Source organism: Bacteroides bouchesdurhonensis (assembly GCF_900155865.1).
GTDB lineage: Bacteria > Bacteroidota > Bacteroidia > Bacteroidales > Bacteroidaceae > Bacteroides > Bacteroides bouchesdurhonensis.
The window spans coordinates 1,063,823-1,084,449 of record NZ_LT707006.1 but is presented as its reverse complement, the minus strand read 5'-3'; the positions used below and the strand labels follow the sequence as shown (position 1 = coordinate 1,084,449).

The 20,627-nt window shown below is 38.6% G+C and carries 14 protein-coding genes and 3 pseudogenes; 5 read left to right on the top strand and 12 right to left on the bottom strand.

The genetic code is table 11. From position 1 onward, the window contains the following. Positions 1-10: 10 nt before the first annotated feature. On the bottom strand, positions 11-1,438 hold the full coding sequence (locus CZ225_RS04350; RefSeq protein ID WP_077153100.1) for a DUF3868 domain-containing protein: 1,428 nt from the start codon (positions 1,436-1,438) through the stop codon (positions 11-13). Between the two features lie 12 nt (positions 1,439-1,450). Continuing rightward, positions 1,451-2,035 carry a DUF3575 domain-containing protein gene (locus CZ225_RS04345; RefSeq protein WP_077153099.1) on the bottom strand — a complete coding sequence of 195 codons (585 nt, stop codon included), beginning with the start codon at positions 2,033-2,035 and terminating at the stop codon, positions 1,451-1,453. 885 nt (positions 2,036-2,920) lie between these two features. Between CZ225_RS04345 and CZ225_RS04340 the strand changes: the two genes are divergently transcribed. Beyond that, entirely contained in the window at positions 2,921-3,766 is an 846-nt protein-coding gene (locus tag CZ225_RS04340; protein WP_077153098.1) for an AraC family transcriptional regulator, read from the top strand. Positions 3,767-4,814: 1,048 nt separating this feature from the next. On the opposite strand, the gene CZ225_RS04335 is transcribed toward CZ225_RS04340, so the two are convergent. Continuing rightward, positions 4,815-5,030: a hypothetical protein gene (locus tag CZ225_RS04335; RefSeq protein ID WP_077153097.1), complete on the bottom strand. Its 216-nt coding sequence runs from the start codon at positions 5,028-5,030 to the stop codon at positions 4,815-4,817. A gap of 399 nt (positions 5,031-5,429) precedes the next feature. After that, positions 5,430-6,737 carry a glutamine-hydrolyzing GMP synthase gene (gene guaA / locus CZ225_RS04330; protein ID WP_077153096.1) on the bottom strand — a complete coding sequence of 436 codons (1,308 nt, stop codon included), beginning with the start codon at positions 6,735-6,737 and terminating at the stop codon, positions 5,430-5,432. Between the two features lie 539 nt (positions 6,738-7,276). Between guaA and CZ225_RS04325 the strand changes: the two genes are divergently transcribed. After that, positions 7,277-9,085: a hypothetical protein gene (locus CZ225_RS04325; RefSeq protein WP_129585740.1), complete on the top strand. Its 1,809-nt coding sequence runs from the start codon at positions 7,277-7,279 to the stop codon at positions 9,083-9,085. Positions 9,086-9,180: 95 nt separating this feature from the next. On the opposite strand, the gene CZ225_RS04320 is transcribed toward CZ225_RS04325, so the two are convergent. The 4 genes and pseudogenes from CZ225_RS04320 to CZ225_RS04305 all read right to left on the bottom strand — a co-directional run bounded on the left by CZ225_RS04320 (position 9,181) and on the right by CZ225_RS04305 (position 13,425). Then, positions 9,181-11,655: a glycoside hydrolase family 127 protein gene (locus CZ225_RS04320; protein WP_234982992.1), complete on the bottom strand. Its 2,475-nt coding sequence runs from the start codon at positions 11,653-11,655 to the stop codon at positions 9,181-9,183. 188 nt (positions 11,656-11,843) lie between these two features. Further along, a pseudogene (locus tag CZ225_RS04315) lies at positions 11,844-12,291 on the bottom strand (sensor histidine kinase); the annotation flags it as partial. 148 nt (positions 12,292-12,439) lie between these two features. Beyond that, positions 12,440-12,592, bottom strand: a pseudogene (locus CZ225_RS22935) (potassium-transporting ATPase subunit KdpA); the annotation flags it as partial. A 386-nt stretch (positions 12,593-12,978) separates the two neighbouring features. After that, a complete protein-coding gene (locus CZ225_RS04305; protein ID WP_077153093.1) occupies positions 12,979-13,425 on the bottom strand; it encodes a hypothetical protein in 447 nt (148 codons plus the stop codon). Positions 13,426-13,639: 214 nt separating this feature from the next. On the opposite strand from CZ225_RS04305, the gene istA reads away from it, so the two are divergent. From istA to CZ225_RS23840, 3 genes are all read left to right on the top strand, one after another. Next, positions 13,640-15,205 (top strand): IS21 family transposase, encoded by a 1,566-nt coding sequence (istA, locus tag CZ225_RS04300; RefSeq protein WP_077155672.1) that lies wholly within the window; start codon positions 13,640-13,642, stop codon positions 15,203-15,205. Then, positions 15,202-15,993: an IS21-like element helper ATPase IstB gene (gene istB, locus CZ225_RS04295; RefSeq protein WP_077152941.1), complete on the top strand. Its 792-nt coding sequence runs from the start codon at positions 15,202-15,204 to the stop codon at positions 15,991-15,993. Before istA ends, istB begins: the two co-directional genes overlap by 4 nt. Positions 15,994-16,127: 134 nt before the next feature. Beyond that, the gene (locus tag CZ225_RS23840; protein WP_200800543.1) at positions 16,128-16,454 is read left to right on the top strand and encodes a hypothetical protein; all 327 of its coding nucleotides are present in this window, start codon (positions 16,128-16,130) and stop codon (positions 16,452-16,454) included. 1,620 nt (positions 16,455-18,074) lie between these two features. On the opposite strand, the gene CZ225_RS04280 is transcribed toward CZ225_RS23840, so the two are convergent. The 4 genes and pseudogenes from CZ225_RS04280 to CZ225_RS04265 all read right to left on the bottom strand — a co-directional run bounded on the left by CZ225_RS04280 (position 18,075) and on the right by CZ225_RS04265 (position 20,599). Further along, on the bottom strand, positions 18,075-18,299 hold the full coding sequence (locus CZ225_RS04280; protein ID WP_025076144.1) for a winged helix-turn-helix domain-containing protein: 225 nt from the start codon (positions 18,297-18,299) through the stop codon (positions 18,075-18,077). 510 nt (positions 18,300-18,809) lie between these two features. Then, on the bottom strand, positions 18,810-18,932 hold the full coding sequence (locus CZ225_RS24955) for a helix-turn-helix domain-containing protein (RefSeq protein ID WP_262352082.1): 123 nt from the start codon (positions 18,930-18,932) through the stop codon (positions 18,810-18,812). 168 nt (positions 18,933-19,100) lie between these two features. After that, a pseudogene (locus CZ225_RS24950) lies at positions 19,101-19,305 on the bottom strand (response regulator); the annotation flags it as partial. An 82-nt stretch (positions 19,306-19,387) separates the two neighbouring features. Then, entirely contained in the window at positions 19,388-20,599 is a 1,212-nt protein-coding gene (locus CZ225_RS04265) for a peroxiredoxin family protein (protein WP_077153089.1), read from the bottom strand. Positions 20,600-20,627: the final 28 nt, after the last annotated feature.

Here is a 20,627-nt window from a genome sequence, read left to right as displayed (position 1 = left end):
GAATGGTTATTTAATATCCTCTTTCGTCTAATTCAGCTAAAGTAGCTGAAGCTTGTTCCAGTCCCATCTCTTTCGCTTTGCCGAGGTAGCGGCGTGCCGTGTCGTAATCTCCTTCCCGCACGGCAAGTGCTCCACGTGCATAAACAGCCTCGACGGTGTCACCAGCCTTGTCGAGATACTTGCGTGCCGTCCCGAAATCATCACGACGGATGGCGGCATTAGCTGCGTTCAGGTTGGCTATCTCATCATTCGGGAACATGCGCACCGCAGTTTGGAAGACATCTGTGAACTCGTCTGTGTCGGGTTCATACTTTCCGGCAACGAAATAAAACTCGTTCAAACTCAATTTCTGCGGCTGCTCCGCCATGATGCGCTTGATTTCATCCGCTTCGCTGAACGTGCGGATGTTGTAGTCTATACGGTAGTCGGTATGGCGCAAAGCAGGATAGAAATTTTGCAGCATGAAGCGATACTCGTCTGGGTAAGTGCGTTTGATTTTCGCCTCTTTGGCATCCGGTTCCATGTTACTGTCTATCAAAACCAGAATCTCCGCACGGTGGTCGATGTTCGATTGTTCCACGAAACGGCGCAAGCCGACCCAGTCCTCCGGCTCGTAATCAATTTGGATGATGTTATCCGCAAAATTGTATAACTGCCCTATATGTTTTTTGAGCGCAGCGGTACGTCCGATAGCAAGTTCTGTGTTGTGTTTGTAGGGGCTCTCCGGCGAAGCGTACCCCTTCAACCACACGGAAGTGATGGTGACGTCCTTGTCATTGCGAACGGAGTCGATGGTAGCCTGAATCTTGCCTAATTCGACCGTGTTCCGGCGGTAGTCGGGATAAATCACCGTCTGGTCCACAGGGAAATCGATGTATGCCGAGCCGGACAACGAGCGGCTCTTCATGACTTCTGCCTTGGGCTGCACGAATACCAATTCCGGGAAAAACGCCTCATGGTGTCTTCCCAGCTCGCCTTCGTATTCTGCCAGTATTGCCTGACAACATCCCCAGTCGCTACGATGTACCTTTAGCGTAGCTCCATTCATCCAGTCTTCGTAGAAAACAAGGTTGTCATACTCCAATCGTTCTGGTTTTTTCGATAATCGGAATGACTTTTCCGACTCGCCCGAAATGGTGCTTATGCCATTTCGTACATAGTAATAATACCGACGGCGTCCGTAAATACCTATCGACGGCAAGTCCAAAGAATCCGCACCGTTGACCAATCGCGGAGTAAGCAGTACGGCACGATTGGCGTCCACGTCAAGTGCGGTCAAATCGACATCCATCTCGACGGTGAGGTATTTGCCGTTACGGTTCATATCGAAATTCTCGATGGAAACACCGGGTATAATGTTTTCTCTGTTTTGCGCCACCGCTCCGGACATATTTCCTATGCCCAGCAAGGTTGCCAGTATGAATATCGTCCTTTTCATGTTCGTTGCTATTTAGAATAGATAAACCATATTAATGGCCGCTTTGGTGAGACCCACGTAGTGGTGCGGCTTGTTCGTTTCTACCTTTTTCCCACATCCCGTACACCGGAACCTATCGTAACGGGTATAGGAATAGCCGAATCCGATTTCCGCCTCCAAGTTCCAATGGTGACCAAGAATCCATGCATAGCCGTATGCCATGCCTGCACCTACAAACCAGCCTTGATAACGAGAATCTTTCAGTTTCCGGGCATCCGTTCCCAACATGTTGATTTTGCCGTCAAAGCCGCCGATGTTGTACTGCCCGCCATGTAAATGCGCACCAAAAAAATGCGCACCGAAACGATCACACAGCCAATAGCGGACCTCAGGCTGCACTGCCCAGTGTTTCCAGCGGCGGTCGTGCGAGAAAGTCCACGCATTAAATTGCCCCGTGACATCTAAAGTCCATTTCGGGGCAAGACCTACCTCGATACCTACATTTATACTTGATGTTAAATCATATAACAAATTACTTTTAACAGCAATTGTCTGACTTTTCATTTCCAAGCAGAAACATAGAGCCAAAAGTAAAACTATATGGTATTTAAATTTCATATTACTACTACTTTGCTATATTTATAAAACAAATGCAATAATTATTGCAACTTCTTTTTTTTTGGGGGGGGATATCCGTTTGATTTATCAATATCTTTAAACAAGATTCCGCAATAATCTTGTATGGAAACTTATATGAACACAAAATACCTCTGAATAAGTGAGAAAACAACACTTTTAACTGAACAACAGAATGTTTATAAACTACAAAACAACCCCTAACAAATGAAATACAAATATCACTTACATTTGTCCTTCCCAATATCTTTATATAATTCACCATCATTATCGTGTTCATTACTTTTCGTATTTTTATTATTGTTCTAAGATTAAAAAGCTCACATAATTTTCATATATAATAATATCTATGAAACAAATAAAATATGTAACAGTTGTTCCGAATATATTTTATATTTTATTCTCATTCTTAAATGATTATCTTAAAATCCTTACAAGAATAAGAAAAGAACAAAACAGCTATAATTTAACCTCCCCAATAATACCGTTTTATATTATAATGTTTTTTTATATATTTTGATGCAAAGTAAAAGAGCATTAATGTTAATATCAATATCTATTTTTTATTTTTTTTGTCCTATTTTTAATTTTGAACGTAAAAAATAATATTAATTACTATACAGTCAAATACCTTTAACAAAAAAACATACAAATTTATCATAGTAATTTACGCGTATTACTTAAATATCGACCCAAATACCATTCGTACAATCATCAACAAGTATTATCTGCTATTTATATATATTTCCTATTCTATTTTATAACATACTAAAACGAATATGAAAAACGCTATAAAATGTATATAAAAATAACTTATAATATCATTTTTTATTTTTAATGTTTATATTTGTACCAAAAGTCTGAAATATGAAGAATGAAATTCTAAAAATAGATTTATCTAATGACTGGATTGTACACACCAATATTAATCGGGAGTCATTAAAAAAATATTTAAAGTATCCAGTACGTTTAAAATGTGAAATACTATTTCTATGCATGGAAGGGGAAATAGAAGCCACAATCAATACAGACTTAATGATAGCAAAGCCTAATGATCTGGTAATTCTTACCCCAGGAAGTGTATTGCAAATCCACAGAATAGAAACTAATTCTGAATTCCATATTCTTGGATTCTCCCAACAATACATGGAACATCATAATCCAAACAATATAATACCTGAAACATTATATATCGCATTGGGAAAAGCCAAGTTGACTATAAAATCGGCAGAAGCAAATATGATAAAAACTCACTTCATATTCTTGCAGCAACTATATTCATCCATGGATGAAGAAACCAGAAAAAGGGTTACATACAATATTTACCTGAATGCACATACTGGTATATCCATATTATATAAACATAGGGGAGCGAACACCTTTTCTCTTTCAAAAAACGAACAACTATGCCGAAATTTCGCACAACTAGTATTTTACCACTATACCCAAAATAAAAGAGTAGCCTGGTATGCCGAAAAATTGAAAGTTACTCAAGTATATTTGTGTACAATAGTAAAACAGGTTACCGGAAAGACATGTACAGACTTCATATCATACATGGTAATTATAGATGCGAAATCCCAACTAAAGCTTTCAAACCTTTCCATACAACAAATTTCCGATTCGCTGAACTTTCCTAATATTTCTTTTTTCAGTAGATACTTTAAACGATACACAGGAATGACTCCGTTAGAATATCGAAATAAAGGATAAAAGGGGGAAATATTCTATCATATACTAAACCAAAGGAGGCTATGTCAATTCAAACTATACCTGCCTCCTTCTTATTTTCCATTCACTATTATCCATTTTCTTTTAACTTCAGTCTTTGATTTCCTATTAATCAGCGTCTTGCCCTTCCATTGTACTAAAAACAATTCTTTTTAGTTATTTCTGCCGATTATGTTCCATGATTATAACTTCTCATGGGAACAGCCCTCATAGACGGATCATACTCAATATGATAAAAGGTAAGATAATCCCGTTGCAGATTAATACAAACCTCTGGGTCCAAACATAAATATATACGGAAAGGTTACCACATTCATCATCAAACTGTGGTATACCAGAGTAGAATTGTTCTTTGACATATCTAGAAAGTTCTAGATGGATACATCGAATCTGGATTATCATAAAGCATTACCACTTTTACTTCTAATCCACTCGGTGAAAACCGCACTGCATAGATATGGAGACATTTTGCATTACTGATCATTTTTTAGTCCACCGACGTCATTATAGCTTGAAAATTAGTCAAAATCCAGAACTAATACATTAAAATACTCTTTAAGATTTCTTATATCATCGTTCCGGTGATCAAATATGCCAGATGAAACAAACATTGGTAACAACTTCTTCGCCTGCTTGTATTCTTATTCTGCCAACACCAATCTGACTCTTTCTGTTTACTATTTTTTTAATAATCCTTAATCATATTCAGGATGCGACCAAGGCTATAACGAATTCTACTTTTCGAATCATCTGCATTATTTTAGTCACTGATTGTTTTATTAATCATATCTTTAATTATTATTTTCTGAAATAGCCTCTATTTTCATTGTAAGTGCTATGTCCAATATTCATAGTAATAAATTAGAATAAAAATAATGAAATAAATAACAAGAGATACCACTTCGTACTGTTTCCTAAATGATAAGAGAGAAGGGAAATAAAAATTTAAGTTTTTCTGTATCACTTTAAAAGACAACGTAACATATCTTCTCTCTTCATGCCTTATACATCTGCTACTCAATCCTTCTTATTATATTAGCAGAGCTATTTTTATCTTACCCAATACCTCTGTCAGTTCATTGTATTTACATCTTTCTCTCACACATCTCCTTATCCCTAAAGCATCCCAATAATCAAATCTGACTTTATTTACGCATTCCCAGTCCATACCGATAACATTCCTCATAGCCTCATCATCTATTGTCCAAAGTACAATCACATTCTTAAAGTTCCCTCGTATATCCATTGTGTCCAGTCTGTTTTCCAGTCCGGTTGTTATTTAATATAGCTTTAACATTTTGCTTTCATTCAGATAGACTTTCATACTTCCTATAAAGCCATCACCAAAGTCTTCTTTGTAATAGTGTTGGAACTATAAACACAAAACTATCATTTACATGCAAATTGCACGCAACTCTCAACAAGAAAAGTATTTATGGATTCATTAACATGAGGTCGCTAGTTCAGTTCCGAGTTATACTATTTAATAAATAAGGCATCCAGAAGACCTACACTTCTGAATGCCTTTTTCTTATAAAGAAATACCCAAAAAAGTTTTTAAACTGAACACAAAAAGTTGGACACAAAATTCCAAAAGTGCAGTTCATATTTCTATTCAACTTTCGGGGCGTTTTAGTTTATTTTTTTATTCCCACTCTATAGTCGCATTAGGTTTCGGCGACATATCATAACATACGCGATTTACATTCTTCACTTCTTTCAAAATGCGATCTGTGATTTTCATCAAAATCGACCAATCTATCGGTTCAATAGTAGCTGTCATCGCATCTACGGTATTGACAGCACGAATAATAACCGGCCAATCAAAAGAACGGGCGTTATCACGCACACCAACAGATTTGAAATCAGGTACTACGGTAAAGTATTGCCATACCTTTTTATCTAAGCCGGCTATTTGGAATTCCTCACGCAAAATAGCATCAGACTCACGTACTGCTTCTAAACGATCGCGTGTGATAGCACCTAAACAACGGACACCTAAGCCAGGACCCGGGAAAGGCTGACGGTAAACCATCTCATAAGGCAAACCTAACTCCAAACCACAAGCCCGAACTTCATCCTTAAATAATTGTCGTAATGGCTCTACTAATTGGAATTTAAGATCTTCGGGCAGACCACCTACGTTATGATGAGATTTCACCATTTTAGCAGTCTTTGTTCCGCTTTCCACAATATCCGGATAAATAGTACCCTGACCTAAGAAGTCGATACCATCCAGCTTACGTGCTTCTTCTTCAAATACACGAATAAATTCTCCACCGATAATTTTACGTTTTTGTTCAGGATCTTCCACCCCTGCCAATTTATTCAGGAAACGGTCTGTAACATCTACATAGACAAGATTTGCTTTCAATTGATTACTGAAAACTTCGACTACATTTTCAGATTCACCTTTACGCATCAATCCATGATTTACATGCACACAAACTAAGTTATCACCGATTGCTTTTAGAAGCAGAGCAGCTACCACAGAGCTATCAACTCCCCCTGACAGAGCTAACAATACTTTCTTATCACCAACTTGACGCTTAATCAACTCGATCTGGTCGTTCACAAAGTTAGTCATATTCCAGTTAGCCTCAGCTTTGCAAGTATCGAAGACAAATGATTTTACAGCAGCCTTAATAGCTTCGATATCGTCTACAAATTCCGCAAGTTTCACTGCACAAGTCGCTTTATCATGACCGGCAGCCATGACGGGAATGCCCAACTTATAAATAGACGGATTTACGTCAATAGCAACACCATCAATCACATTGTTCGGTCCACCATTGATAATAATACCCTTTACGTTGGGTAATGCTTTCAGTTCTTCCACTGTGATATCGTGAGGATAAATCTCACTGTAAACTCCTAATGCACGGATAGCGCGAGCTAATACCGTATTCTCATGACTACCCAAGTCAAGGATAACAATCATGTCCTGTTTCATCTGATTCCGGTTCTTTTAAATTATTTTATTGCCAATAGTTTGACTTTATTTCCAAATTATCCGCAAATATAAAGATTTTCAAAGTTGTAGCAATGTATTGATTCCGCAAAGTTTCATTTCAAATTTAATTGAACAAAACATTTCTTTATAGGTCTTCTACAACTATTCATGTAATAGCAGTGCATTTATTGCTGATAAACAGACATTTAAGCAGATATCAAACAAAATAGGAACTGGCAAACAAAAACTTAGTAATATCTCTTAATCATGAGTTCCGCAATCCAATCCTAGTACCCTGCTTCTTTACAAATTAAGATCTCCGATAGATCTTAATTTTAAAGCAGGATGAAAGAATTTCTGTATGAAATGAATGTTTTACATAAATATTGAACCGTTAGACAACAAACAATTAGCAAATTTGGAAAACTACTCATTTTGTTATAACTTTACGCCCCATAGAAAACAAAAGATTTCCTTGGTATATAATTCAAATCATAATGATAAGATTTATATATTACTCCTTTAAATCTAATACTATCATGAAATACAGTTTAATCCTAATTTTAGGAGCAATATTAGCCACTACAACATATGCTCAAAATCCAACAGTCAATAGCGATAACTGGGCTGCTACCGATGCACTCGGAAGAAAAGTCAAAGAATATAAAGACACCGGTGATAAAAAGAAAAATAAATATGTAGCTATGTTCTACTGGACTTGGCATCAAGGCATAGATGACACGACATATCCTATTAAAAATATAACTGAAATCGTTCGTCAATATCCGGAAGCAATGGCTTCATATGATCATCCAGCATGGGGAAAGAATAAACCAGGTTTCTTTTATTGGGAACAACCACTGTTTGGTTATTATAGAACGACAGATCCTTGGGTGTTGCGTAAACATGCAGAACTATTGGCTGACGCAGGAGTAGATGTAGTCTTCTTTGATTGTACAAACGGGAGTTTTACTTGGGAAGAGTCTTATGAAGCTTTGATGAAAACCTGGGAACAAGCCCGTATAGATGGAGTCAATGTTCCGAAGATTGCTTTCATGTTGCCTTTTGGACCCGCTCCCCATTCTTTAGTCTCTCTCCGCCAACTCTATCAAGATATTTATAAACCTAACCGATATAGTGACTTATGGTTTATATGGAAAGGGAAACCTTGCATTATGGCTTACCCGGATAATTTAACAACCGACAAAACTGATCAAGAAATCGCAAACTTTTTCACCTTCCGCCCGGGCCAACCGGATTATGTCAATGGTCCGACCAGAAAAGATCAATGGGGATGGTTGGAAATGTATCCCCAGCACGGTTATGTGGCAACAGACAACAACAACTTCGAACAAGTAACAGTCGGAGTAGCTCAAAATGCAAATCCTATAAGTAAAGGTCATTGCAGTGCCTTTAATTTACCAAACGCTTATGGTAGGAGTTTTACGGTAAGTAAAGGAGTTGATCCTCGCGTAGATGGCTATTTATATGGTTGGAATTTCCAAGAGCAATGGGACAGAGCTCATGAATTAGATCCTGAACTAATATTCGTAACTGGTTGGAATGAATATATTGCAGGTATGTGGCTACCGGAACATGGTTGGACAGGTAAACCATTTTCTTTTGTCGATCAATATAATTGGAATTGCAGTCGTGATATAGAACCTAATAAAGGTTGGGGAGACAAAGGAGATGTCTACTACTTACAACTTGTTGATAATGTCCGACAATTTAAAGGGATGAATAAACCTGAAAAGCCTTCAGTTCCTAAAACAATCAAACTCGGGAAAAAGGGAAGTTGGGAGGACGTGAAGCCCTATTACACATCTTACAAAGGAAACACTGTGCATAGAGATTGCGCCGGCAGATATAATACCTATTATAAAGATGCAAGTGGGCGTAACGATATAATCGGTGCAAAAGTAACTCATGATGATAAATATATCTATTTTTATGTAGAAACTGCTGAAGCACTGACCTCCTGCAAAGATCCGAATTGGATGATGTTGTTCATTGATGCGGATAGAAATAAAAGTACGGGATGGAATGGATACGACTATATAATCAACCACCAGACTCCTATCGGAAAGAACGTGATTATTGAAAAATGTGATAAGAATAAATGGATATGGAGCCCTATCGGTAAAGGGACATTTTCTGCTAAAGATAATATACTCGAAATAGCAATAGAAAAGAAACTACTGGGTTTAGATTCCTCTGTCAATATAGAATTCAAATGGTGTGATAATATGCAGGACGAAGGGAATATCATGGACTTTTATGTCAGTGGAGATGTCGCTCCCGGAGGACGTTTTAATTATGTTTATACATCTGACTGGCAAAAGTAATGGCACTACACAAACTCTTATGTATAGTGCCATCTTATAACTTATTTATCAAAAGACATTAGTCTCAGACTTTTTCATTCACTTTGATAAGATAACTATTTCACTTCTTCAATATCAATACTTAAAATACCTACAGCTGCGTCTGGTTTTGGTTGTATCTGCAAACGAAGTGCATCAGTGATTATCGGTTTCCCGGGATGTACCATATTATACTGATTCTTTTGTACCTCATATTCATCAGTAACATACAATGGAAAATCATTCCATTTACCATCACTCTTATACTCCAGCTTCCACGACTTTGGGATTTGTACGCCACCATTATCATCATACCAATATACCGACAAGCTTTGTAAATTAAGAGGAGCTTTCAGTTTTAATTCTACCCATTGGCTTTTCCCTTTCTCCGGCCAACTTGTCCATCGTTCAATTGAAGTATCCGATGAACTATCCGGATATTTATTAGCTACCATAGCATACATATTATCCAATTCAAACGTATGAGATGCGTTCACTTTAGAAATATATTCAGATATAACAGGAACAGATGCTCGAGCCAAATCCTCAGTTTGAGGGAACCATACAATCATTGCATCATCTCCACGATTATCCCAAGCATAATAAGGAACTAAAGTAAGCTGTTGAATATTAGAATCAGAGACAGAAGTGGCCGGTATCGTGACAAGATCAATATTCTTGAGTACCCCTTCAGTTTCTTTACGCACAGTTTCTTTTTCTGAAGCATTCACCACATAACTACTCACTAACGCAGCATTATCGATAGCTTCGGCACAATAGACCAAAGGTCCTCTAGTGATGCATACACGATCAAGATCTGCTTCCACTTCATGAATAGCCGTATTATAACGAACAGGCATAGGCAATTTAAGCTCTATCCGATCCCCTTTCTTCCAGTCACGATTGATAGTAACAAATCCTTTTTCTATTTGAGCAGAAACCTTTTTGTCATTAAGTATCAACTCCCAATCAGCATTCTCATTATTGAGATAGCTATATAACTTACCGGGAACAAATTGGCTAGTCACCCATGTAGGTATACGAAAATGTACTGCAAAAGTTTGTCCATCACGTTCCGGAGATATCTCAAAACGCACTGATTCATCAAACGGATAGTTTGTTTCTTGCTTAATATCGACCTTACCCGTACTCAAAGGAACTGTAGTAGATGTGCCGGCATATAGCGTACAATAAATATCATCACTAGTATGTGCATACATCATTCCTGCTATCTGAGGAATAAGCCGGGCAATATTAGAAGGACAACATGCACAATCAAACCACGGTGAACGCCCCTTCCTACCTTGATTGAAACCTTTAGTCCCATTTGCTTCTAACGGATTGACGTAAAAGAACTTATTGCCTTCAAGATTCACCCCTGCCAAGACATTATTATATAATGCAACTTCTGCGACATCAATATATTTAGCATCTTTTTCGGCCATGAACATACGATAGTTGAACATCACATTCCCTACTGCTGCGCAAGTTTCATTATATGCTTCCTTATTCGGTAGCACATATTCCGGTCCGAACCCTTCAATTCCATGAATGGCTCCCAAACCACCAGTAATATGCATTCGGGTATCCACAATATTAGCCCAGATACTATCCAAAGCAGGTTTTAAAGTTTCATCGCCCGTTTGAGCAAGTACATCAGCCATACCGGCGTAAAGATAGGTAGCTCTGACTGAATGTCCGACAGCTTTTGTTTGTTCACGTACCGGCAAGTGTTGTTGGGCATAATCCGGCGACATCACTCCTTCTCCTTCAGGTTTATAAGTCACTCCACGTATATCTATAAACTTCTTAGCCATTTGCAGATAAAGCGAATCATTTGTAGCTTGAAATAGCTTAACCAATGCTAATTCTATCTCTTCATGTCCCGGTGCCTGATTAATAGGTTTGCCATTATTATAGTTCGGATCGCCTTCAAAAAACACATGATTAATATGACGGGCATTTTTCTTTGCAATATTCAGCCATTTATCTTTGCCGGTTGCCTGATAATAAGCTACTGCTCCTTCATACATATGTCCCATATTGTACAGTTCATGGCTATGAACAACCCATGAATAAGGCTTTTCTCCCATTTCATCCTTATGCTGGGCTGCCACACCTGTTGTATGGGATTCATACAAATATCCATCCTCCTGCTGCGCGTCACCAATCAGATCAATGATACTATCCATGGTATGTTCCAACATTGAGTCTTTTTCCAGAATAAGTAGATAAGCAGCTCCTTCCATCACCTTATACAAATCAGAAGCAATAAAACGATGTGGAAAAGGTAATTCATCTTTGATTCCTTTCAAGAAATTACCGGTTTTCCTCAAGTTATCCATAGCCGGTCTGGTTTTCTCCAACGCAAACGGAACAAGAATCTCTTTCTGAGTCTTCAAACGAGGTAACCAAAAGTTATCTTCCAGATGCACCCGATGAAAAGGAACAGATTGCAATATCTCCGCACTTTCTTTTTTTACCATAGAAGCACAAGATGCAAACAGTAATAAGATTCCCCAATACATCCATTTTAGTAGTTTTTTCTCCATATATAATTTAATTTATTTTGAATAAAGGAATTACTAATTAAGAATACTATCACAATTCCATACAAAGCATGTAGCAAAAATACGTTTTTTCCCGGATAGATTCTGTTCTCTCATGCTATAAAATATAGATAATGTGCATTTTGATAGGACTTACAATGAAAAAGATATGAAATAGATTTTTCTCTCCATCAAGCCTTCAATCGCATCATAAAGCGACTCCCTTTACCCAATCTACTGTCAATGTACCATCATGAGCTTCCACAAAGTCTCTAGAGATAGACAATCCTAACCCGCTACCCTGTACTTTCGTACCTGGCACACGGAAATAACGGTCGAAAATACTTTTATGATAACGCGGATCAATGCCTTTGCCGAAGTCTTGGACATAAAGTTCGATAATTTCTTCCTCTCGTTTAGCACCAATAATGACACGACCGTTTTCTTTGGAATAACGGATAGCATTGCTCAATAAATTAGTCAACACCCATGCTATCTTTTCGCTATCAACAAAAAGTTTTCCTATTTTCTCTTCCGGATATTCTACTTCTATCTGAATGCTTGTACCTAATTTGTCTTAATCACATATTCTATCAACTCGATCGGCCTAGTTATTTTCGGTATCATTTGCAATTTACCAGGTTTAGTAATGACATTAGCACGAAGTGCACGATCCATTCCGGCAATACCAATAGCAGACAGTAGCCCACCGATAGTCGTCGGAATTAAACAAACGAACAACGAGATTAAAGAAGCAATGGTAATAACAGTATTACTATAATCTGCAAATAGACCAGCATTCTGCAATATTCGTCAGGTAAGTTGGATTCTCCAACGGATGAGATGAATTTACACCAAAGTAGCCACCTCCATTCGTACCTAATTGTTTAATAGGAATAATAGCAGTAGTAGGACCTTGAGACACCATTTGTTCCTGCCCCTTTTCGGACTGACCCGTCTTTTCTCCTTTATAAACCTTTGCAATGTATTTTCCCAATGGATAAGACAATACCAACATCAGGATAATTTGCAAAATCACCCCTGAAATTTCTGTGTTCATACTTTTACCTTAATTGTGTAATTTAAAACTTTTCGGGTCTAATAAGTAATACATTAAATAACCGAAGATTACAATACCCAATACAAATAGTGCTATGTACATAAAACAATCCCGCTTAACAGGCAAAAATGAATGAGAGTGTAATTTCCATCTTCTTTCTTTTTTATGATTAACTATTAAAATTATCTGCCATGTATTATGCCAAATGCGTGCCAGAGAAGTAGAATAGAGCATAATTAACTATTTATCAATCACATACAACAATATTAGTTATTTATTATACCTAGTAGTACCCTTTCATTTTGAGAAAGTGAACTTACACTTATCCCTTCAATAGTTGTTCTTTTATATTTATAAATGCCTAAATACTTGAAATTAATTTCAGTAGAAACCTTCGGACTTATAAGTAATCTCATCATACTTTTATCATATAATGGTGCACTTTCTTCCTGCTCCTTCGATAATACCTCTAATTCATTTGGAGAAATAGGAGCATGTTCACTTCCACATCCATAAATATTAAGCGGGATGAATCCAAATAGGTAGGTCACTTCTGCTGTCTCTTTATAAGCACCTAGGCGATTATAAGATATAGTATCCAACATATTTGCATTTACTTTTGTCTCTCTATATTTCTTTAAAGGTGAATGAGATGTACAGCTATACATTAGTATTCCTAATAATATAACTATGAAATATCTTAATTTTTCCATTTTTCAAGTCTTTAAATATTGTGTTTTTATCATTAAACTCCTAATATAATGTTTCTGACATCGTATTTTAAATCGGCTACAAGATAACAAAAATCTTTGAAAACAGCATTTGTAATCGGTAACTTTGTATCGTCAAAAATCGGAAAAGTAAAATCGACATGATTAGAAAAAATAGCATTGTAATTTTGTGGTGCTAACTACTAATTACAATGCTATGACCGAGACTTCCCAATTAAAGAAGTATCTGATGTGGTACAAAGTTAAAGAATTATTTTCAACTGGCCTAAACAAGACCCAAATAGGTCAATCCTTAGGTCTCCACCGTCAAACGGTGGCCAAGTATCTGTCCATGACAGAAGAAGAGTTCATTTCCAGCCAGAGCTATGACCGTCATTACGGTCATAAACTTGACGGCTATGAATCTTATGTAGTCAATGAGTTGCGCAAGTGGCCTTTTTTGTCCGCTCCGCAGCTCCATGACCGCTTGAAGGAGCATTTTTCGGATCTTCCGTGCGTGACTCCCAAAACGGTCTTCAACTTCGTCAACCGGTTGCGTTTAACGCACGATCTTCCCAAGGAGGTTGAGAAAGGTTACCGCCCCTATGAGAAACAGCCCGAGACGGCCTATGGCGAATACGCCCAATGCGACTTCGGTGAACGGTGGATGAAGACACCTCCGGGACAGTCTTTAAAAGTGTATTTCTTTGCGATGTGCCTGAGCCGCAGCAGGTATAAGTTCGTCTTCTTTAGCCGTACACCGTTTACCACCGCTCTTGCGGTTTATGCCCATGAACTGGCTTTCGAGTTCTTCGGGGGAGTACCCCGAAAAATAGTTTATGACCAGGACAAGGTGTTTCTTGTCAATGAAAACCTTGGTGACCTGGTGCTTACCCGCGGTTTCCGCACTCTTGTCCGTGAACATGGCTTTGAGCCCGTGTTCTGTCGCAAATCCGATCCCCAGAGCAAAGGCAAGATAGAGAACGTCGTCAAATATGTGAAGTACAACTTCCTTCGCGGCCGCGAGTTGGTTGACATAGGCCTGCTCAACAAGGAGGCCCTTGGCTGGTTGGAACGCACGGCCAACGGCACGGAACACCACGGCATACGTCGTGTCCCGTCTGAGGAGTTCGAGACGGAGAAAGCACACCTCACGCCTTATAAGGGAGTTCCGACAGTCCCTTGCGAAACCCTCTTGCCGCATCACGTGCGCAAGGACAACGTGATAACCTACAGGGGCAACTATTACAGCGTTCCCACAGGCACCTACCGCGGCCATCAGACACTGGTCTATATCGAAGAAAAGGAAGGCCGGCTATATATCTACAGCCATGAGACAGGCAAAACCCTTGCCGTTCACAAAATAAGCGGAGATAAGGGACGTCTGGTAAGCAACACCTCCCACCGGCGTGACCGCGAAGCCCCGCTGGACGATTATGAGGCTTTTGTACGCAAAGAACTTCCCGTAAGCACGGTGATTGATACATATTTGTCACAACTACGTGTGCATAAGGCCCGTAATTACCGCGACAACCTCCAGTTTATAGTGCGGCGCCACGCGGCATACTCGGACATCACGCTTACCGAAGCTTTTGCCGAGTGCCTCAAGGCAGGTGTCTTCAACGGATGCAGCCTGATGGAGGTAGCCGAGACCCTCAGGATCCGTAAGGGAGAAGCCCCCATCGAGGTCCGGACGGAAACCGGGCCGGTTCCCGGAGCCGACACATCCGCCATGATCCCCGAGAAAACAGACATATCCACCTTTAACACCCTTTTCGTATGATAACGAACGAACAAATCAAGAACCTGTGCTCGCGTCTGCGCCTGTACGCCCTGCCACGCCTGCTGGAATCTGAAGCTCATCTGGCGCAGGAGCAGGGAAAAACCCATGTCGAGTTCCTGCATGACCTGCTCTCCCGCGAGGTTCAGGAAAGAGACAGCAAGGACTTCCAACGGCGGCTGAAAGCGGCGGCTCTGCCGGCAAGACACGACCTCGACCTTTTCGACCACAACTACTCGCAAGGTATAACCGCACCAAGACTGCGTGAACTGCGCCGGCTGGGGTGGCTCGAACAGAACTACAACCTGATACTCATGGGACCTTCCGGAACAGGCAAGACCTTTATCGCCGCAGGACTCGTGTACGAGGCTGTGGGGCAAGGATACAAGGCTTACATGGTCACGATGGAGGATGTCATAAACACCATCAAGATGAAAACGCTGATGCCTTCGGCCATGAGTGCATACAACCGTCTGCTCAAAGCTGATCTGGTGGCCATCGATGATATAATGCTCTTCCCGGTGAAAAAAGAGGATGCCGCAGGATTCTTCAATCTGATCAACACGCTTCATGAGAAAGCCTCACTGATAATTACCACGAACAAGGCACCCACCGAATGGGCCAAAACGCTGGATGACGAAGTGCTGGCTTCAGCAATTCTGGACAGGCTGTTATATCACTGCGAGGTCATAAAACTCGCCGGGCAAAGCTACCGCATGGGAAACCGAAAATCCATTTTTGAAGAGGAAAAAGACGCATCTTTGGCTGGGGGTACCCCCAGCCAAAGATGACCAACATTAAAATGTAATCAATAGTATAAACTGGTAGTCTCAATTATTAAATGGTGATTTAACTTTACCGAAAAATGACGATTTAAAATTTGCTTATTACATTTTTTCTTGTACTACTTGTATTGTTTATCAATATGTCAAAGAACTTAATCGCTTCATCTTCAAAAGCGGGTGCAAAGGTAAAGGGTTTATTTGTAACTGCCAAATATTTCGGAAGTTTTTTTCAGATCCTTCTCTTGGTTCTTTCTAAGGCTCTCTTAGCGAAAGGGAAAGAAGGGACAAACAAGAAGAAGCTTTTTAAACCGTTTCTTTGCGAATTGGACGACAAAGATAAGAACTTTATTACATTACTTCCAAAACTTTTAAGAAGTTTTTTTGTTCTTTATTTAAGCCGAATTACGCTTTTGCAGCATGTCAAGCAACTAAGGCTTTCTTCTCTTGGAAAGCGGGTGCAAAAGTAGGGGATTTTAGGATGTGATCCTAATTTTTAAGCACTTTTTATGCATGTTTTTTTATGGCGGCGGGTAAGTGGCTGAGGGATAGGGATGTTGTAGAACATAATTTTCAATTGGAAGGAAAACAAGGGGAAAGGAAAGCTCATTATTATATTACGCGCGCGCGAGACGCGCGAGAAGGAAAAGAAGAAAGAGAAACTGGAACTCAGGATTATGTCACCACACGTAATTTGTATTCAATTTGCCCTCACGCCCTAACTATGTTCATAAAAGTCCCTGTTTATAGGGGGTTCAGTGATGAGAGATACGGGGGGAGAAGAGTGGGAGCAACGATTTGCCCTCACTCGTGAGGAAAGGTTCAGGAGATAAATCATAGGGATGGGACATCCGTAAACAGCTGATATACAACGGGATAATAATTTAACGCTTATTCAAGAGGTTATGTTTTAAATAAAGGGAGAAATAAGGTGAGATTGGTGGAAAAGGCTGTAGAAAATCAAGGAGAATGCTTATGATAGGAAAAAATCTTGGAGATGTATAGTGAATCAGAAAGGAATAATCAATCGGTGTTAAGCGTTCTTAGGAATAGTCATTATTCCTGTGCAAACTGAATCAGGAAGGAATAACTGAAAGAGTAAAGTGAACCAGGAAAAAAACAAATATGGGGGAAGTGAAATAGGAAGTATAACATGAGGGTGTGAAGTAAATACAGGAATAGTTATAATATAGGGGTACTAGGAGTTTCAGGCGGGGAAACGTTTAGTTTCAAGCAGGGGAAATAAACGTTTCATTAGGGTGAAACTTTTAGTTTCAACACTTGAAACTAACTGTTCAGAGGTGCAAAACAAAGTGTTTCAAGCAGTGAGAACAAAGTGTTCAAAGATGCGAAACAAAGTGTTTAGATATACCGAACAGAGTGTTTCAAGCAGTGAAACACTTTGTATTCTACGTTGTTACGAGACATTTTGACTATGCTTAAAACTAAGTGTGACTATGCCTAAAAACAAAGTGCTAGTTGCTAAATAAGATATCAAAAATATAATTCCACACCGGGAAGTTGATTAAGCCAAATCATATTAAACCAAAAACAGACGTTTGATCGTGGAATTATAGACTATTAATAACTAAAATATGGGGTATTAATAACTATCAAGTAGAGTATTAATGGGTATCAGGCAGGGTATTAATAGCTGATAAACAGCATAATATGAATATACAGACAAAAAACGGATGTGACAGATACTTGATCTGCAACCGATCTGTCACCGTATCTTGCACACCATCAAACTTCTATCTATCAAATAAATACATACGATTTGGTGTAAGTTGCAGATAAAAAAATCATTTTTAAACTATATGTAATAAAACCTACTCTTTAACTCAAAAACGGTAACCACCTTGCCCAACCCTTTACTTTACAATACCCATGTTCAAGATCTAACATCACATTATAGATGAAAAAGAAATAATAGTCTCTAAAGCATAATTTAAGTAATTAACACCCCAATTAAGCATTTCGAAAACAAAGAACAACCTAAAAAGATTGTTCTTTGCAAAACCACTTCTTTCAATTTAAGAATTGGTATACTATTAGTTATGAATTAAAAAGTGCTTAGAATAAAAGATTCATCCAAAGGAAAAAGCGAAATGATTCTCATCGTACACCTCGATCAGACCATTTTTACGTCCCACACATATCTTATTCTCACGAGCTAGCCAGCCAACAGCCAGCGCAGTACTTTCCACACTCAGATTGAGTTTTCGGGCAAGTTCCGGAATAGATATTTCATCAATTTCTTTAAGAGCATACCATACTTTTCCAGCGTTAGCACCCACAATTTTCTTATCCATAGCAAGATCAAAATTAAAAATTAATAATAAAAAAGAGACACAAGCAGTTTAGAAGTATTCAATCACTAAGAATTCTATCAATAAAAACCTCTGTTCCATCCAAGATAAATGGTAGCTCTATTCTTTCATTATAGTATAAGACATAAGCCTTTTATCTTCAAAGATAGCAAAATAACTACCCTTCTATACAACACAAAAATGAAGAACGCCCACGCATATTTCTACCATCAACGCAGGTGCTCTGCCATTTTCACATATCGTAATTTATACCCTAAGGTAAAAGAAATCGGTAATTTCATTACTATGTAAAAAAGTGGAACGCTTTTCTAAATTTTATCTCAATGAACGCAATCCTTTAACGGCTATTGTCAATACAACAAATAAAAGAAATAAAAGATTATACCATCTCTTCTTTTTTCACTGTATTTCTCTCAAATATCACATTTTTTAGCATTACAGCTCCATATTAGAATAAAACAATTCAATTTTATACGAATCAAAAACTTCAACTCATATCTTATACTCTTCTATTTTCCGGTAAAGTGTAGTAAGTCCGATTTTCAATAAGCGGGCAGCTTCTGTCTTATTTCCTTTAGTATATTCAAGTACACGGGCAATATGTCTCCGTTCCATGGCAGAGAGTTTTTCGGAAAATTTCTCTGCAAAAGCAGTAGCTAGAATCTTTATATCGCCTGTACGTTCGCGAAGTGGCGGAAGATGTACCTGAAATGAAATACGGAAAGACGATAGAATAAGTCTTCACGAAAACGCCCTTCTTATCTTTCAACGCATTCGATTCACCTTTTTAATATCCAGCACCAAGTCTACCCCATTCCCATCAGGAAGAAAAACATCGCATAAAGCTATCGGGCAATTAAATCTCCAACTGCTTCATAGCAGCTTTGCAATCGCCTGCCTGACATACTTCATACCCTTCTAATTCCAACATACGAGCCAAGAGGCTACGGTTCTAGCTCTCATCGTCTATAATAAGAATTTTGCTCATAGTGAGTCTTTTAATAAGAAGAATGGCAAAACAGGGTGCGCAAATATAAGTCTTTTTTATGCATCCAAAAACAAGTAAATTATCATTCTGAAGAAAGGTTCAGTAAATTTATAGCATTCAATATCTCTTTGTCAGTAACCTTTTCACCATACCCATTAAAAACATTTCTGACAATCCGCTTTTCATCCAACAGGAAGAAAACCGGAACCGAGCCACCGGTCTGATATTCTTTGCTTATTTCATCCGTCCCACCCAAAAGCATATATTTTATGCCATAGCGATTAATATAATTTTGAAGCGCATGTCCCTCTCGCTTCCATGTTTCGATAGCGACAAGCCCCAAATCATCTATACTAAATTCCGTCCTTAGTTTATTTAAGAAAGGAATCGATGCACGACAAGGGCCACAGCCTATTCCTGTAAGCTGTATCAATAGAGCTTTACTCTTTATATCAGAAAGAGACACCGTCTTTCCAGCAGCATCTTTTAAAGTCCAGTCCGGAGCCTTCTTAGAAAGCAGTTTCGAAGCATGCTGCACATTTTTTCTCTCACCATACTTCACTATTTTATAATCCTTCGGGAAAAACGATAAAAGATCAAACTTCTCTTTCGAAGCACTATTCAATTGTGCATCCAGACATTCTTTCATCGAAATGTTAGTCGACATCTCCCTTCGCACTTTATAAGGCAGATCATTTGCCTTACTCACCCATAACTCATATATAGAAGTAGGATCCCAACAATACGGATTGGCAGGCAGATGGCAGGCCTTTCCAAAAAACTCGACTTGTTCATTCTCATTGATAACGATTCTGATATGCCAGTTGGCAGCATCATCCTCCACTTCCACTGTTATGTTATCCGGAGTTTCAAGTGCATACTTAATTATATTTCTGGTATAATTAAAGAAAGGGGAAGATAAGGGTCTAAAAGGTAAAGGCTTTGTGGTGAAATCATCTATCTCTAACTTTTTAATATCATGATAAGCAATGGCACGAATAGTTCCATCATAACCAAACACAGCCTTCGTAGTATCAATTCCATCAAAATTGACAAATCTCGCTCCTATAGTAGTATCACCGGGATGGTCGTACTCGATACAAAAAGTTCTTCTATTCACTAATGCGGTCGTATCACCTGGCTCCCAAGTCTGCTCGATTACAAAATAAGTAGCTGATTCTATTTTCTCAAGATTACCTAATACCTTTCTTAAATAATCCTCCTGACCATTCTGGGCACTTACTATCATTACCGATAACAGAAAGCAAAAAATAAATATCAGTCGTGTTTTCATTATGTATGTTTTTATTAATAATCAGAGA

Excerpts from the sequence above, each read along its gene's own strand:
- CZ225_RS04345 (WP_077153099.1), bottom strand. The coding sequence starts at position 2,035 with ATGAAATTTAAATACCATATAGTTTTACTTTTGGCTCTATGTTTCTGC.
- CZ225_RS04325 (WP_129585740.1), top strand. The coding sequence starts at position 7,277 with ATGAAATACAGTTTAATCCTAATTTTAGGAGCAATATTAGCCACTACA.
- CZ225_RS04335 (WP_077153097.1), bottom strand. The coding sequence starts at position 5,030 with ATGGATATACGAGGGAACTTTAAGAATGTGATTGTACTTTGGACAATA.
- CZ225_RS04305 (WP_077153093.1), bottom strand. The coding sequence starts at position 13,425 with ATGGAAAAATTAAGATATTTCATAGTTATATTATTAGGAATACTAATG.
- CZ225_RS23840 (WP_200800543.1), top strand. The coding sequence starts at position 16,128 with ATGTCAAAGAACTTAATCGCTTCATCTTCAAAAGCGGGTGCAAAGGTA.
- guaA (WP_077153096.1), bottom strand. The coding sequence starts at position 6,737 with ATGAAACAGGACATGATTGTTATCCTTGACTTGGGTAGTCATGAGAAT.
- istB (WP_077152941.1), top strand. The coding sequence starts at position 15,202 with ATGATAACGAACGAACAAATCAAGAACCTGTGCTCGCGTCTGCGCCTG.
- CZ225_RS04265 (WP_077153089.1), bottom strand. The coding sequence starts at position 20,599 with ATGAAAACACGACTGATATTTATTTTTTGCTTTCTGTTATCGGTAATG.
- istA (WP_077155672.1), top strand. The coding sequence starts at position 13,640 with ATGACCGAGACTTCCCAATTAAAGAAGTATCTGATGTGGTACAAAGTT.
- CZ225_RS24955 (WP_262352082.1), bottom strand. The coding sequence starts at position 18,932 with ATGGAACGGAGACATATTGCCCGTGTACTTGAATATACTAAAGGAAAT.
- CZ225_RS04320 (WP_234982992.1), bottom strand. The coding sequence starts at position 11,655 with ATGGAGAAAAAACTACTAAAATGGATGTATTGGGGAATCTTATTACTG.
- CZ225_RS04280 (WP_025076144.1), bottom strand. The coding sequence starts at position 18,299 with ATGGATAAGAAAATTGTGGGTGCTAACGCTGGAAAAGTATGGTATGCT.
- CZ225_RS04350 (WP_077153100.1), bottom strand. The coding sequence starts at position 1,438 with ATGAAAAGGACGATATTCATACTGGCAACCTTGCTGGGCATAGGAAAT.
- CZ225_RS04340 (WP_077153098.1), top strand. The coding sequence starts at position 2,921 with ATGAAGAATGAAATTCTAAAAATAGATTTATCTAATGACTGGATTGTA.